The 14815-nt window shown below is 62.0% G+C and carries 15 protein-coding genes; 7 read left to right on the top strand and 8 right to left on the bottom strand.

Features of this window, described 5'->3' with window-relative positions; all coding sequences use genetic code 11:
* Positions 1-286: 286 nt before the first annotated feature.
* The 5 genes from EV644_RS40845 (at position 287) to dcm (ending at position 5706) form a co-directional block, all read left to right on the top strand.
* Positions 287-1444: a helix-turn-helix transcriptional regulator gene (locus EV644_RS40845; protein ID WP_199240312.1), complete on the top strand. Its 1158-nt coding sequence runs from the start codon at positions 287-289 to the stop codon at positions 1442-1444.
* A gap of 2 nt (positions 1445-1446) precedes the next feature.
* A complete protein-coding gene (gene ribD / locus EV644_RS40850; protein ID WP_132196555.1) occupies positions 1447-2376 on the top strand; it encodes a bifunctional diaminohydroxyphosphoribosylaminopyrimidine deaminase/5-amino-6-(5-phosphoribosylamino)uracil reductase RibD in 930 nt (309 codons plus the stop codon).
* 23 nt (positions 2377-2399) lie between these two features.
* Entirely contained in the window at positions 2400-3275 is an 876-nt protein-coding gene (locus tag EV644_RS40855) for an NsdA family TPR-like regulatory protein (protein ID WP_132196557.1), read from the top strand.
* Entirely contained in the window at positions 3272-3658 is a 387-nt protein-coding gene (locus tag EV644_RS40860; RefSeq protein WP_241999386.1) for a hypothetical protein, read from the top strand. The genes EV644_RS40855 and EV644_RS40860 overlap by 4 nt, the downstream gene beginning before the upstream one ends.
* A gap of 806 nt (positions 3659-4464) precedes the next feature.
* A complete protein-coding gene (gene dcm, locus EV644_RS40865; RefSeq protein ID WP_132196559.1) occupies positions 4465-5706 on the top strand; it encodes a DNA (cytosine-5-)-methyltransferase in 1242 nt (413 codons plus the stop codon).
* Here the strand turns inward: dcm and EV644_RS40870 are convergent.
* The 5 genes from EV644_RS40870 to EV644_RS40885 form a co-directional block, all read right to left on the bottom strand.
* Entirely contained in the window at positions 5703-6218 is a 516-nt protein-coding gene (locus tag EV644_RS40870; protein WP_255511466.1) for a very short patch repair endonuclease, read from the bottom strand. The genes dcm and EV644_RS40870 overlap by 4 nt on opposite strands.
* On the bottom strand, positions 6215-7213 hold the full coding sequence (locus EV644_RS40875) for a NaeI family type II restriction endonuclease (protein ID WP_199240314.1): 999 nt from the start codon (positions 7211-7213) through the stop codon (positions 6215-6217). Before EV644_RS40875 ends, EV644_RS40870 begins: the two co-directional genes overlap by 4 nt.
* A gap of 296 nt (positions 7214-7509) precedes the next feature.
* Positions 7510-7641 (bottom strand): hypothetical protein, encoded by a 132-nt coding sequence (locus EV644_RS47385; protein ID WP_255511468.1) that lies wholly within the window; start codon positions 7639-7641, stop codon positions 7510-7512.
* Between the two features lie 724 nt (positions 7642-8365).
* On the bottom strand, positions 8366-9853 hold the full coding sequence (locus EV644_RS40880; protein ID WP_132196563.1) for a hypothetical protein: 1488 nt from the start codon (positions 9851-9853) through the stop codon (positions 8366-8368).
* Positions 9854-10317: 464 nt separating this feature from the next.
* Complete coding sequence (locus EV644_RS40885; RefSeq protein WP_132196565.1) at positions 10318-10776, bottom strand: KpnI family restriction enzyme N-terminal domain-containing protein; 459 nt, start codon at positions 10774-10776, stop codon at positions 10318-10320.
* Between the two features lie 36 nt (positions 10777-10812).
* Between EV644_RS40885 and EV644_RS40890 the strand changes: the two genes are divergently transcribed.
* On the top strand, positions 10813-11142 hold the full coding sequence (locus EV644_RS40890) for a hypothetical protein (protein WP_132196567.1): 330 nt from the start codon (positions 10813-10815) through the stop codon (positions 11140-11142).
* A gap of 320 nt (positions 11143-11462) precedes the next feature.
* Here EV644_RS40890 and EV644_RS48020 read toward each other — a convergent pair whose 3' ends face one another.
* From EV644_RS48020 to EV644_RS40900, 3 genes are all read right to left on the bottom strand, one after another.
* Positions 11463-11741 carry an HNH endonuclease gene (locus tag EV644_RS48020; RefSeq protein WP_199240315.1) on the bottom strand — a complete coding sequence of 93 codons (279 nt, stop codon included), beginning with the start codon at positions 11739-11741 and terminating at the stop codon, positions 11463-11465.
* Positions 11636-12325, bottom strand: coding sequence for a hypothetical protein (locus EV644_RS40895; RefSeq protein WP_199240319.1), 690 nt, complete (start codon positions 12323-12325; stop codon positions 11636-11638). Before EV644_RS40895 ends, EV644_RS48020 begins: the two co-directional genes overlap by 106 nt.
* Positions 12326-12402: 77 nt before the next feature.
* Complete coding sequence (locus tag EV644_RS40900) at positions 12403-14295, bottom strand: DUF2075 domain-containing protein (protein WP_132196569.1); 1893 nt, start codon at positions 14293-14295, stop codon at positions 12403-12405.
* 146 nt (positions 14296-14441) lie between these two features.
* On the opposite strand from EV644_RS40900, the gene EV644_RS40905 reads away from it, so the two are divergent.
* On the top strand, positions 14442-14789 hold the full coding sequence (locus EV644_RS40905) for a nucleotide pyrophosphohydrolase (RefSeq protein WP_241999387.1): 348 nt from the start codon (positions 14442-14444) through the stop codon (positions 14787-14789).
* The last annotated feature ends 26 nt before the right edge of the window (positions 14790-14815 follow it).

Here is a 14815-nt window from a genome sequence, read left to right on the forward strand (position 1 = left end):
GCTCCGGGCGAGCTCCCAAGGGCAGCCAGCGGGACACCGGCCAACCAACCAAAAAACAACAAAACTGAAGTCTCTACGGTTTCAGGGGATTGCCGTGCCCTCTGGGTGGCGGTTAGGTGGTGGGCCTTGTGAGATCAGCACCGCTTGTCCGTGCACAACAAGTTCATCGTTTACGGTTGGCAGGAGCCAGAGCAGAACTGATGCATAAGTGGCGCGTTGTTGACGCGCCGACGATGAGGCAGTAGGCCGCCCGGACGGGGATGATCGAGTCATGGGAAGCAGGCGGGTGCGACTCGCGCAGCGGCGTAAAGCAGCCGGTCATAGCCAGGAAAACCTGGCTGCCCTGCTCGGTGTCGATCGCTCAACAGTCGTGCGGTGGGAAGTTGCTGACACCGCGCCGCAACCGTGGCTGCGCCCCAAACTTGCTGAGGCGCTAGGTATTTCGGTCCACGAGCTTGATGGATTACTCGACGACATCAGTGAGCCAACCGAGCGACGCGATGCTATCTCGGACGCACGGCCCAGCATGCCAATCAGGCTGAGCGATGGACCACACTTGGACGCTGTGGTCGAGCACCTCCGCGAGCAGTGGCATCTCCTCGTGAAGACAGACAACTTGCTCGGCCCTCGGCATGCGCTTAGCGGAGTGCTCGGCCAGCTCGACACCATCAACGAGCTGCTCGCCACAGCTGGCACCGCCGGTCGACCGCAGGTGGTGCGCCTCGCCGCGCAGTACGCCGAATCCGCCTCGTGGCTCTATGAGGACAGCGGCGGGACAGCCGAGGCGCGTCACTGGAGCGGCCGCGCTTTGGAATGGGCCATCGAGGCAAACGATCCGCTGATGACCTCCTGGGTCTTGTTCCGTCGCAGTCAGCAGGCCGTGCCGAGTGGCAACGCTGCCCAGGTGCTAGGACTGGCTGGCGCGGCCCGTCGCGCAGCCACCGATCTACTCCCGCCTATGCGTGCCGCCCTCGACCAACAAGAGGCACAAGGGTTCGCCTTGGACGGCGACGAATCTGCTGCTCATCGGAAGCTGGATGCCGCTCACACCTGGGCTGCCACTGACGCGGCCGGCGATGCGCGGACCGGGCATGGTTCCTTCTGTACGGCGAGCTACATCGAAGTACAGCGTGCTGGATGTTGGTTGACGCTCGGCAAGCCTGAACGAGCAATCTCCCTGTACGAAGCGACGTTGCCGGGACTGCCGGACGTCTACCGTCGTGACCGTGGAGTTGCGCTTGGGCGGCTGGCGAGCGCGTATGCCGTTTCCGGAGAACCTGAGCCGGCGGCCGTGAAGGCAACCGAGGCTTTGAGCATCGGCCAGGAGGTCGGCTCGGAGCGAACACTTGGGCTGGTACGAGCAGTTAGCAAGACGTTGTCTGGGTATCGACAGTTGCCTGCCGTGTCACAGTTCATGCGCGAGCTAGCCGCGGAGCCTCGCTAATCATGGCGACCCCTCACGAAGAGGCGGCGATGCGTCGAGCTGTTGCCCTGTCTGCCTTGGGGCTCGGCTCGGCAAGTCCCAATCCGCCGGTCGGCTGCCTCGTACTTGATGTCGACGGCAACGTTGTTGGGGAGGGCTACCACCGCCGCAAGGGCGAAGCCCACGCAGAAGTCAACGCGCTTGCTGCGGCGGGGGAGCGGGCCCGCGGTGGCACCGCGGTCGTCACGTTGGAGCCATGCAATCACCAGGGAAGGACTCCACCCTGCCGGCAGGCGCTCATCGACGCAGGTATCGCCCGGGTGGTCATCGCCCTGATTGACCCGACATCGCGTGAAGAGGGTGGAGCAGCGCGCCTCAAAGCGGCAGGGGTAGATGTCGAGCTTGACGTCCTAAGCGACGAGGCTCGCCTGGTCATTGGGCCATGGCTCGAAGCATTTGCATCAGGACTCCCGCACGTGCACTGGGCCTACGTGGTGGAAAGCGACGCACGCCCTGTCCTCGATCCTGTTGCAGATGGGGTGATCTCACGGACCGAGTTCGACGCGATCCAGACCTCCGACGGTCGGATTGAGGAGGGTGTTCCAGGCGCGCATTCACCGGACGAGTTCTCACTACCACCGATGGTTGGAGCCGAGCCCGCCGCGATATTGGCGGATCTGTTCAGTCGAGGCGTGCGATCGCTGCTGATATCTGGACGGACGAAGCTCGCGGCCGCAATGGCAGATTCGGGCCTGGTGAACCGCATCACCTTGTGTGTCCCTCGACAGCCGTCGTCGAGTCGTCCTGCGGCGATGGCCGGGCAGGCTCTCGGCGTACCAGCTGGGTACGAAGTCCATGCTGTTGCGGCGGCTGGCCCTTACGTCAGGCTGGATCTCGTCAGGATTGACAGGGACGCATTTAGCGCCACTCCTGCGGATCAGACTGCTGGATAGAATGCAGCCATCGTCGAGGACGGGTGGGAGGCGGGTATGGCGACCAAGCGACACCGTCTCGCACAGCGGCGCAAGGCTCTCGGCTATTCCCGTTGGTGCAGGGTCAGCTGGATGTCCTCGTCGCCGCCCTGCAGGAGGCACGCGGTTCAGCAATTCATCACCGCGTGTGTGAACTCGCCAGCGATCTCTTCCAACTCGCTGGAGAGATTCTCTTCGACGGGAACCAGTACACGTCAGCCCATTGCTATGCCCTTGCCGCGCAGGCCGCGAAGGAAGCCGGGGCCCTCGACCTCTGGGCATGTGCCCTCACCCGTCACGCCTTCATCAGTGTCTACGACCAGAAGTTCGATCGCGCTGCGCCGATGCTTGAGCTCGCCGCGGGCCTCGCCCAAGGTGGCGACTATGCGCTCTCAACGCGGCACTGGGTCAGCGCAGTCCAAGCTGAGGTTTTCGCGGGCCTTGGCGAGCTGACCGCCTGCCAACGGGCGCTCGACCAAGCTGATGAGGTTCACGCCCTGACTGGGACTTCTCAGAATGGTGGCTGGCTCAGATTCGATGGTTCAAGGCTGCCTGAGGAGCGCGGTACCTGCTACGTAGCACTCAGGCGCCCCGAACTGGCTGAAGCGGCGCTCGACGATGCTCTGGGTCAGAATCTGTCTTCCCGCCGCCGGGGCGGCGTACTCGTCGACCTCGCCGCGCTTGGTCTGCAGCGCCGAGACCTCGACCAACTCCTTGTCCACAGCAACGCCGCGCTGAACACCGCACGGCAGACAGACTCGGGAGTAATCGCGAGAAGACTCGACGGCCTGCGGCCCTATCTGGTACCGCACCTCAAAGATCCTCGCGTCCGTCAGCTCAACTCAGAGATCAGCGCTGTGAGCCGGAAAGTCCGGTCATGACCAGAAGGAGCATCACGTTGTCGAACGAACAGGGCCGGGTCTTCCGGGAAGCATGGATCGCTGGCGTCCAGAAGTACTACCCCGGCGAACCGAAGCCCAGCTACGTCACCTCGTGGGACGAGACCCAGGACTGGGAACGTGCCAGCGCAGCCGCCGTCTACGACCAGGTCCGTGCCTTCATCGATGCCACGGACGGCCACACCAGCAAGCTCACCCGAACCCAGAAGGGCCGCTTCGTCGCCCTCTGCTGGATCGGCCAAATCTACAAACACATCCCCGACCCCAAACCGACCTACGTCGCAGACTGGGACGACCTCCCCGGCTGGCAACAACAAACCGACGCCGACATCTTCGACCACATCGAGCGGGTTGGCCAAGGGTAGCAGCCGAGCCGATTGGAACACATCTAGGCGTTGCACGGGCAATGCGAGTGGATCTGCGAGAGAAGCGTTTGAGCAGACACGACGAGTGGACGGCGCACGGCCACTTCCGGACCTACGAAGTGGCCGGTCGCCTCGCCAGTATCGCCAGGTATCCAATCGCTCGTGCTCGAGAGCTCGATGATCTCGACCATGCGGCCGGTAGATTCACGACGGATTCGAAGTCCACTGGCGGACAGTCCGACGAGATCCTCGCCAGCATCTCCTGATCGACGACGGTCTCGCCTTGGAAGTAGACCGGGTGTCGTCGTCCCCGCCCTCGCTGGTCGCGCGTTGGGTGATGTCGGTCAACCACCTACCACCGCCGGCGTCGGCAACCGCCTCGGCAAAACTCACACCCATCGAGTTTGAGACACTTCAACCGGTCGCACTCGCGGCCTGAACCACCACACCCCGCGAGTAACCAGACGCGGGGCAGTCCCATCATCTGCTGACGTGGCGTCGGTAGTCGGGTGAGCAAGTGAGAGCGCAAGGTAGTCAGTCCATCGCGCGGCACGCCTCACCTGAGCCTGCCCACGGGACGGCTAAGCTCTGCCTAATCAGATTGAGTCCGGTGAGGAAGCTGCATGCACGTCCTGAGCCCGCGGAGCGTCGAACGCGTTGACGGGCTCGACGCCAGTGGGCCGCAAGGCCTGATGCTGGCACAGCTACTGGGGCCTGCCTTCCTATTTGCTGGTGATGTCGTTTTGACTCGGCCGTCGCGACTGCCTAGACTTCGAACAAGTGTTCGATTCCAAGGAGGGCCTCTTATGGATCCGCTGAGAGTTGTTGAGATTTGCGCGGGTGCCGGCGGGCAGGCCCTAGGGCTCGAGCGAGCGGGCTTCGACCATGCGCTGGCAGTCGAGCTCGACCCCACGGCAGCGGAGACTCTCAAGCTGAATCGCCCGGAGTGGGAAGTGCGGGTGGGGGATGTCGCCGACCCTGATGTTTGGGATCCCGCTAAGTTCGTAGGCGTCGACCTGTTGGCAGGTGGCGTCCCTTGCCCGCCGTTCTCCATTGCAGGGAAGCAGCTTGGCGCCAACGACGAGCGAGATCTGTTTGCCTGGGCTGTGGAGTTGTGTGGGGTCATGCGTCCGCGGGCGTTGCTTCTGGAGAATGTTCGCGGCTTGTCTGCGCCGAGATTCTCGGCCTACAGGCAGCATGTTCTAGATCGCCTTGACGAACTCGGCTATGTAGCTGACTGGCGACTCCTCCAAGCGTCAGATTTTGGAGTGCCGCAGCTGCGACCAAGGTTTGTCCTCGTGGCTTTGAGCAAAGATGATGCGCCGTACTTCAGCTGGCCAGAAGCAAAGCCGGTCGGAAAGACCGTGGGAGAGGAACTCGCTGATCTCATGGCCTCTGGCGGGTGGCGGCACGCCTCTCACTGGGTTACAAGAGCCAACGGTATCGGCCCTACTCTGGTTGGCGGGTCTAAAAAGCACGGCGGTGCCGACTTGGGGCCCACGCGGGCCAAGCGTGCATGGGCTGAACTGGGAGTCGATGCCATGGGTGTCGCTGACGCGCCGCCCCCGCGTATGGCGCCAAAGAACTTCAATCCAAAGCTGACCATCGAGATGGTTGCACGCCTGCAGGGTTGGCACGAGTCGAGCTGGACGTTCGCCGGCCGGAAGACCTCTAAGTACCGGCAGATTGGCAATGCCTTTCCCCCTCCTGTGGCAGAGGCCGTCGGGCGGCAAATTGCCGGAGCGCTCAGGCATCACGGCGAGCCTCGAGTTCTTGACGATGCTGTGGTGCATGATCCGGTCTACCGTCTCCTGAGGAGGAGTGACGATGCGCTGACGGCCGCAGAGATCTTCAGCCGTATTGGCGGGGAACTAACGCTGGACGAGATCCAGCTGCGCATCAAGCACCTCACGCGTGACTTCGACATGTACCCCGAGTCAACGGATGGCGAGAACGCCTTCAAGCTCGGCAACTTCCGAGCCTTTGTCGGTCAGGATGATCATGTTCGGCATGAGTACCTTGCTCAGATGCGTTCGAAGGTCAGCTAAGTCAGGGCCAGTGCCTCTTTGATGACGGCAACTGCATACTCGGTCGACTCGTGTTCCCATAGGCGGATGACGGTCCAGCCATCGGCGCGGAGGGCGACGTCTGCGAGCCTGTCCCGTTCGACGTTGCGTTGAAGTTTGGGTGACCAGTAGCCGGTATTCACTGAAGGCTGACGGCCATGCTCCGGACAGCAATGCCAGAAGCACCCGTCGACGAAGATTGCTAGCTTCCGGGCGGTAAATACGATGTCGGGACGCACGCGCCGGGACGATGTGTGAATCGAGAAGTCTTTGCGGAAGCGGTATCCATCGCGGTGGAGTGCTGATCGCAATCGGATTTCAGGCTTTGTGTCGGTCCTCCGAATTGCTTGCATGTTGCGGGATCGACCGGGAGTGGTCGGTGTATCGCTCGTCGGGCTTGTTCTCAGCCGAACCTGTCTGGTGCGCCTAGGTTCTTCCGCACCTACCCGGCGAAGGAGAGCCTCAGCATCGCGATGGTTTGCCCTAACTGTCACTGGGGCTCCGAGGCGAGATCTGTGTCGATCGGCTTGGACTTCCTGACATCGGGCAGCTTCGGTGCTGGCTCGTTTGACTCCTCGTCCGGGGCTGCCAGTCGCCAGTAGCGGCCGGCAAGCTGAGTCGTCCAGGTGTCAGTCTGGTCTGCAGGCACGACCCGGCAGCTCACAACCTCCCCAGGTTCGGGTACAACTACGCCTAGCTGCCTCGCAACATCACGATGAGCTTCGTAGTCGCCCCCAGGGATCAGATATCCCTCGCGACGGAGCGTGGTCCGTGCCCCATTGCCGTTGTCTCTCACGCGCGCCATGTAGTCGTCTTGCTTCGCGAGGGTTGCGATTGTGTTACGTCCGATCCTCTTCTGAGTTACTCGTCTGAGGAGCTCAGCGACACGAGCCTGTCCCGATCTTGGGGTAACCACATGCTGAAGAGTTATGGAATCGAGCCCGAGCAGGACGTTGGGGGGCAGGCTCGCCTCAAAATGGATCCAATCGATCTGCCCCCGACCACGCGGATTGAGGCTCGTCTTCCCATCGCGATTCTTACTCGTGCGGCGGCTTGTTTCGGTCGCGCGGACGACGCCTAGACTCCAGACGCCACGCTCATCGTCGGCCGTCGCGACCAGGAGGAGCTGCTCGAAGCATTCGGGTGGCACCATCCACCCACCCATCTGCTGCGAGTACTTGCAATCGACGTCATAGCCATTGATGGAGTAGTCGAGCAGCTTGCCGTCATCGATTATGTCGTCGAACTCGCGCCGAAGGTTGATCTCGAGCAGCGTCCCGTAGTGAGTCTTCTCGGTCTTGTACAACTGCTCCCATCGAAAGCGGCCAGTATGCTGCCCGTCGTACAGTTGATCGAATGTGGCGCGGAAGATCCCCCCGGCGCGTCGCCCGTCAGGGTCTACGCGCCTGAAAACTTCGACAACGGTGTCTCGAGGGAGATCCTGCTCAGGGTCACCTAGGAACATGCCAGGTAGAAGATCGTCCGTCACGAGAACGATAATAGGAGCGCATGGTCGATCAGCAGGAGTCCGGGGTTGGACTTCGGGCCGCTTGCAGCCCGCTGGCATCGGATAGCCCTTCAAGCCGGTGAAGTTCGTGCCAGTCCTCGATTGCTGGCTGCACTCTGCAAGACACATCAGCAGGAGTCTGCGCTGTCCACTTCTAGCGCTCGGCACAGATCTCCAGAAGCTTGATCATCACGCCGACCGTCGGTGACGGAACGCGACGTCGTGTTCAAGCAGCGCAGCAGGCCCACAGACAGTAGTCTGACGGGATGTCTGTCGAGTCAACATTGCGGCGCCGGCGGGCCGAGCTCACGATCGGCCACCTCGACGAACGCGGCAGGTGCGGTCGGCCACGACATCCCCAACGCCTGCGCGACCTCACTGATCGCCCGGTTCGCGTCCCCGACCGCCACACCCGTAAGGGATGCCACGCGGCGCCGTCGCCACGTTGCCCTTCACCGACGACGACGGCACCCCGCACGACGGACAGTCGGCAGCGCTCTCGTCAGCGGTCTGGAGATGGACTTCCCGGACGCCGCCAGGCAGCAGCACGACATGCTCAACGCGCACGCCCGCCAACCCGAACGGCAATGTCGTGTCGTTGCTCAAGCTCGTGGCCTCGTCTACTGAACTGTCTCGACAACAGCCAGTGTTCAGAGGTCATGAGCCCCTACCCCGCAGGCAGAGACCGCGTGTCGTGCCCGGTCAAGATCGAAGAGCCATTTTGATAGCTGGCGGGGCAGGGCGCTGGCCTAAGTGTGGCGTCGCCTCGGATTCAGCTGGGGCAGTGCTCTCGACATGCTTGGACGCAGATGCGCACCAATTCTACCTTCGATCCGTCGGACAGCTACCAACGGCGTATCGGAGCGCAGCGGGAACAGTATCAGCGTGTCCCACTGCTGGAATCGCTCCTTATGGCGTAGATGCTCGGAGAGACGGGCCTGCATTCCTTTTGAATCCTCTGGTCGAACAACCGACCCGACGTACAGTACCTCGCCGGATAGTCCGAGAGCCACATAAACGGCAACGCGATAGTTGGGGACACGCTCGCCAGAACCAATCTTGATCGGATCCCTAAGTGCCTCCAGAAGGTACTCGCCGGCGTACTGGGCGAGCACCTCGTAGTCGATTGGTCGGCTAACCATCGCTTGGCGTGGATGTTTGCTGTCGAATAGCATCCGCTACGCGCCAGTTTCTCTCATATTCATCCGTATGGCTGCCAAGTAACTGGAGCATCTCGCGCAACTCGTCAACCTGAGCAGGCATCATTCCTCGAGCTTGGTACATCGCTCGACCACGGCCATCATCGATGCTGCGAACGTCCTCTTCGGCCTGCACCGCTTCCTTCAATCGACGAGTGAGCGTAGCAATCGCATCCAGATACTCGTCATCTGGATTCCGCGGAGGTGGAACAGCTGGACCTGACCTCGGCACGAACTCTAGGCGGATGGTGTCGTCTCGCAGCGGCACAGCCGTGCCGACTGCGCTCACATCGATCGAGCCCCGATCATCGATGACGGTACTTGCTTGGGCTCCGTCCCGACCGTCGAGAATGGCGCGGGCCAGCTGCCTGACTCCTCGCGCATTCTTCGTCATACCGTCAACTAGCTCAGCTGGAGAGCGCCGGTCACCGCCGGGACCCAGGTCGTTTCTCGGCATAGCTAATTGACCGTGTTTGGAGAGGTACCAGATCGCTCGCACGGCGAGTTCCATGCCCTCTGCGCTGATGCTGCGCTGAGCGGCTGCCTCGACAGCAGGTGCTACTAGCACCTCGACCTCATTGCTTGACGGCGCCCAGTTGCTCGCCAAGACGTCGGCCGGTACGGCGGATTCAAGGATCCTACTCTCGCGCTCGGCCGCCGTTTCGGTGATCAGCCCACGACGGGATCTCATGGCTAATGCGACCGCGAGAGGTACACGGTCGCGACTTCGTACCACTGCTCGTCCCTGATCCCGCTCCAGCACCGTCGCGATAGGGCGCCGAATCACAGTTGCGTACGGCCTCTTGCGCGTAGTGAATAGCCAAAGTAATTCGGCCCAGCGATCGTCTTCTTGGACCTCGAAACTATCAATACTGGAGATATTCGCGGCTATCCTTCCCGCCAGCCATGCGTACTTCTCATCGCTAATCAATCCCTCATCGCGGAGTGCGATGAGACAGGTTTCGCCGAGATGCACATCTTTCGCTGCCGGGTCCCATTGCTTCTTGTGATTCAGATGGTCCTGTGCCACCTTTGCGGCAACCGCGTCGCCGAGGGACACGCTTGCGCCGGCGTCAACATCGACACCGACGACGAGGTCAAGGGGCATCGTGGCAACGCGGAGCCGCGCTCTGTCTGCCTCAGTGAGGCTAGATGCAGACGACAGGGCCAGGTTGTTGAGCTCGTCGATTAGGCGGCGCTGAGCGCGATCGTCAACGAACACTTGCAGGAGATCGCTCGCGGTCACGCCAAGAATGGCTTGCGCGTGGCTCACCCGCGTGCTGCCCTCGCGAATGAGAACGGCCCCAAGAAGGGGGTCACCTTCGGCGCTTTCGATCCGGGCGGGGACCGCCAGTGGAGGCTCCATGATGCCTTGCGAAGCGATGGGTGGGTGCGGCACATTGTCTCGCATCGCAGCTTGCATGGTTGTGTTCAGCTGCCACAGTAGTTGGTCGATGCTGTCAACAGCGATCGAGAAGTCGTCTGGCCCGGATGAGCTGGGCGGATGTATAGGTGCATATTTTGCCCGCTGATCAGATCCCGGCAATATTGCTGCTGGAAACGGGATTTGATTTAGAGTTCTCGGATTTGTGGCATCGGCGATTACGCGTGTGGTATAGACCTCGACACGAATAACCTGTAGCTCTGCGCCCGGGACGCGGTAGGATGTCGGACTGCCGAGTAGAGTGCCCGCCAGCTTGGGGTTGACTACGGCTCTCGCGACCGCCGCGGCACTTTCGGGTGAAACTCCAGCCCCGCGCTCCAGTTGCCTACGGAACGAGTTTCGTTCTGCATTCGAGGGAAGTGCTGGGACTAGGCGCAGCGGTTTGGGTGAATCGAACGATGCGTCATCCAACTCTGGCACTGTGCCGTCTGTTCGATCTTCTGTCATGTCGACTTCCGTTGGGGGAGCACAGCTGTTTGCTCAGCGATCTCAACGTAGTGCGAACGTACTTGGCCGCTTACCTTCTTGGATCTCAGGGCGTTCTCTCTCAACTGGAAGGCGGCGCCGTATCGGAGATCGGCGTCAAGGCTTACTAGGCAATATGTAGATTCGTCGTCACGTTCATTGACTTCGATCTCGAGGCCAAGGTCCCGCAACTCTCGGGTTCTGCGTTCCGTGTGAATCTTGTCCCCACTGAGTAGGCGGATCCTCCAGCCAGGGATCGGCTCGCCAACCTGGGACGCTAGAAGGGCGTATATGTCTGGATGCGGCGTTGTATAGCGCCGGAAGGTGAAAAACTCCGGATCGACTCGCCCAGCGAACAATGAACGCATCTCATCCATGACTGACTGCTTGACTTCGTCTAGCTTGAACTGCTCGCGGGGTACCACAGACAGAGCCATCTCCTGGAAGCTAAGTGCCAGCGCACGCTTCGCCCGGTGGTACTCCCTCGCCAATACCTCACCGAACGCATCCTGCTGATCGAGCGCAGAATTGAAGCGCCCGACTGCCGCTCGCGCTGCCGCAAGATTTCTGTCAGCCAATGGATTCCCCTTCTAGCCAGCACAGTCGGTTCGGCTGTGGTTCAGACCTTATCCATTGGGCAACGTCTGCGGGAGTCTTGCGATGCTCAGGGCGTGTCTGATCTGATCAAAACTACAAGACATTACCCCGTCCTTGCAGAGAGTGACGAGGTCGATGTCGTTGCCCTCAACTTGACCGATGCTCGCAGCTCTTCGCCAGGCATGCGTGGCGTGTTGCTGTCCTGATCTACTTGCCCGCCAGGTCAGTGACTGCCTTGACTATTCACTCTGGTCAGTCCCGGGGTGATATACCCGCGTCGTTCGTCGAGGCCGAGGTTTCACGAGCCTTGCGATCTTGTGGGTGCTGCGTACGAGCCTCGAGGCTGATGCTGCCTGTGCCCTATGGCTACGAGGGACAGGATCCTGATCAATAGTGAGATGCATCAAACGCGAGGAGTTCCCCGACAATCCGGTGCGAGGCGGTCCGTCCGATTCGCGCCCACATCTGAGACTGAATTATCTGCGAGGTACAGGCGTCGAGTAGTTGCGCTTGCACGCCGCGAGGGCTAGATCCTGCTGTGTAGGCGGTCGAACTCATGGTTGTGGGATGTGAGAGCGTCGGGCGTTGGTGCTGCGGTTCTCCTATTCCGTGGGAGTATGCGGATCTGGTCGTACTCGCGGTACCGGCTCTTCTTCAGGGCGGCTGACAGTTGGACTCGGCGGGATGACGCATCGACGGTTAGCTCGAAGAAGTCGAATAGTGTGTGGAGGTCGGCGCGGAGTAAGAGGCCGTTGCCGACTGTGTTGGTGTGTGCGCCGCTTCGAGGGCTGGCTCTGCGTCGCATTTGCTGATGCAGCACCTACCGCCGTAGGCCTTGATGAGGTCGCTGCGGACCTGTGGTTGACCACGTCGAGCGACGACCGAGCGCAGTGTAAACCGGCGTGCGTCGATATCTGAGGCAAGGGTCTGGCGTTCGGTTTCGACTTGGTTCACCAGAGCATCCGAAATTTGGGAGATGGCGCTTCCAAGGACTAAGTCGCGTAGCCGGTGGATGCCTCGATCATCGTCGAGGCGTGCGACGCCGCGGTTCGCCATTCCAGTGAACTCGGCGATCACCTGCATGTCTGACCATGAGCGCGTAGCTGCTGCTGGTGGCTCGGAGATCCGCTCGAGGTCGAAGCGGCTGACATAGTGCCGTTCAGCATGGTCGGGCCACGGCACACCTTCTGGCTCCGAGACGGGCCTGGCATCTTCTGACGCGATCGCGTGGGCTATTAACCTCCGCCCTTGGTTTTCCAGAAGAAAAGGTCGTCGCCGGCGGCGATGGGGAAGCGTTTGGTTGTGGCTCAGACGGCGTGTTCCTTGGCGATGTGCCAGTTGTGGGGTCGCTTGCCATCGACGTTGATGATCCAGCCAGACATTGGTCATGCCCCTTCAGCGAAAGATCGCTGCGGGTGGAGGCATGTCCGAAGTGGAAGCCTGTCGGGCCGCTGCTTAGATGTGGTTCAGGCGCGGACTAGATCGCCTGTCACTAGTTGGTGGAGTACACCGCGGGTTTCCGGGTCGGGGGAGTAGAGGATGGTGCCGACCATGCCTCGAGTCAGAAGGACTTTGTAGGTGTTGCGGACTAGGCGGTCGAAGGTCTGGTCGTCGATGGTTTTGCGGTTCTTGAAGGCTGGGTCCTTGTTGGCGTTGCGGACTGTCGTGAAGCGGCCGTCTCGCCAGACGAGGTCGGGGCCGATGATTACGCCGCTCCAGTCGTATTCGAAGCCTTGGGCGGTGTAGACGCAGCCGACCTGGTCGAAGCCGTTGGAGTCGGTGGCCCAGAGGGCTGCTGGTGGGGCGTCGCCCACCTTGCGGTCGCCCTTGAGGTTCCACGGACGTGCCCAGTCGCCGATCTGTACGTCGGGTACGAGGGTCTTGTCCGGGCGTGGGTCGCTCCAGGGCCAGCAGTAGCCGGCGGCGATCCGGGCTCCGTAGCCTTCGGCGGCCTTGGCTCTGAGGATTGCCTCCATGGCCTCAGGTGTGTCCGCGATCTCCACGGCGAAGGATGGATCGCCTGCCCACGGAGTCGGCTCTCCGTCCGCGAGTCCCCGCAGGTTCATCACCCACTGGACGTACTCCTCGCTGCCGCCGCAGCGGAACTGGCCGTCGAGGTTGATGTGGATCGGTGCGGGAAGGCCAACGGAGGCGGCGTACCTCTCGATGTCGGCGACAGTACCGAGTTCGCCTGGCTTGACAACCTGGTGCTCGTCGAGAAGGAACACGGGTATTCGAGCGGCCGCAACAAGCTCCTCGATCTGCGGACGGCCGGTACGGAACTGGGCGGGGGTGTAGCGGTCGACTGACGTCTCGCGGATGCGGTGTGCCTCGTCGAGGATGAGGACGTCGAGATCGTTGGGCTCGGCATCCATGAACTGGTTGAAGTACTTGAACATCCGCTGGACCCGCGGCTGCCGTGCTCCGGCGACCTTGCGAAGTGTCTGCGTGAACGAGCGGGAGCCGGTCGCGTGCAACACGCTGCGGCCGCGGCGGGAGAGTTCGCCGAAGAGGGACAGGGCGATCACGCTCTTGCCGCTGCCAGGTCCGCCGGTCACGATGATGATGGATTTCTGGTCCGCCTGCCACGCTCGTTCCACCTTGTGCAGCACCATCGAATGAACGAGTTTCTGTTCCGCGAGGAGTACGAACTGCTCACGCCTCTGGACCTCGTCAGCTGCAACTGCCAGCAGTTGCTTCGACGGCGCGACCGCCGAGTTGATCAGCTGATCGGCGTACGGGCTGCCGGGCACCTTCGGATCGAGCCGCTCGCGAAGGAAGTCGATGAACTCCGTCCGGCGGGCTCCGATGAAGAGCCGACCCCGCTGGTCCTGCGGATAGTCGAACAAGTCGCGTACGGCGGACTCGGCGATCGCGTTGTGCAAGTACGCCGCACCGGTGACGGCGTCCGCCTGACCGTCGAGGATCTTGGTGAAGTCGGACAGATAGTCGCAGTACCCGCGAACCTGGGCCACCGGGTGGAGACGTGGGGAGTTCGGGTAGCCGTCGATGAGGACGAGCTCGCGATCGTCCTGCCACGCTGCCGCGCGACTCCACTGCTTGAGCTCGATGACCACGTACGACGCGGCGCCCGTCTTCGGGTGGCGGCCGGCCAGTACGACGTCAGCACGTTTCGAGGTCAGCGGGAGGTGATGCTCGATCAGGACTTCGACGTTGTCGAGGCCGGCCTGGATCAGGTCCTGGGCGAGGATCGGCAGGCTGCGTTCCCATGAGCGGAGCTCGGCCGGAGCGGGGCGGCGGCCCGTGAGGTAGCGCATCTGCTCGGCGATCCTCACGGCCAAGGTTCCATCCAGCGTCAGTTCGGCGAAACCGACCGCAGAGTGGCGAAACAACGTCACGGGTTACATCCCCCAGGCAGCACGAACAGAGTCGTGCGGGTGGGGGCGTGTCCTGTGAACGCTGACGTTCGGCGGAAGCCCGTCGGGCCGCGCCTCGAACTCTATCCAGTGGGCGACCTCGGTGGGATCCGTGTCATGCTCGCGGCGTGTCAGATTTGATCGAGTTGCGAGACCGGATGCGGGCCTTCACCGACGAGCGCGACTGGGCGAAGTTCCACGATCCGAAGTCGCTGATCCTGGCGTTGGTCGGAGAGGTGGGTGAGCTCGCCGAGCTGTTTCAGTGGCTGCCGGCCGACGAAGCGGCCCAGAAGGTCAGCAGCGATCCGCTGCGGCGGCGGGTCGGGGAGGAGATGGCCGACGTACTGGCCTACCTCGTCCGGCTGGCCGACATACTGGACATCGATCTGGCCGAGGTTGCCAGGCAGAAGCTCGAGAACTCGGCCGAACGGTTCCCGCCGGCCGACTTCCGAGGCGAAGCACCCGAGAAGATCTGACTGGCCGACGCCTCGTTTGCAGCAGC

This window comes from Kribbella orskensis, from assembly GCF_004342085.1.
GTDB classification, from domain to species: domain Bacteria; phylum Actinomycetota; class Actinomycetes; order Propionibacteriales; family Kribbellaceae; genus Kribbella; species Kribbella orskensis.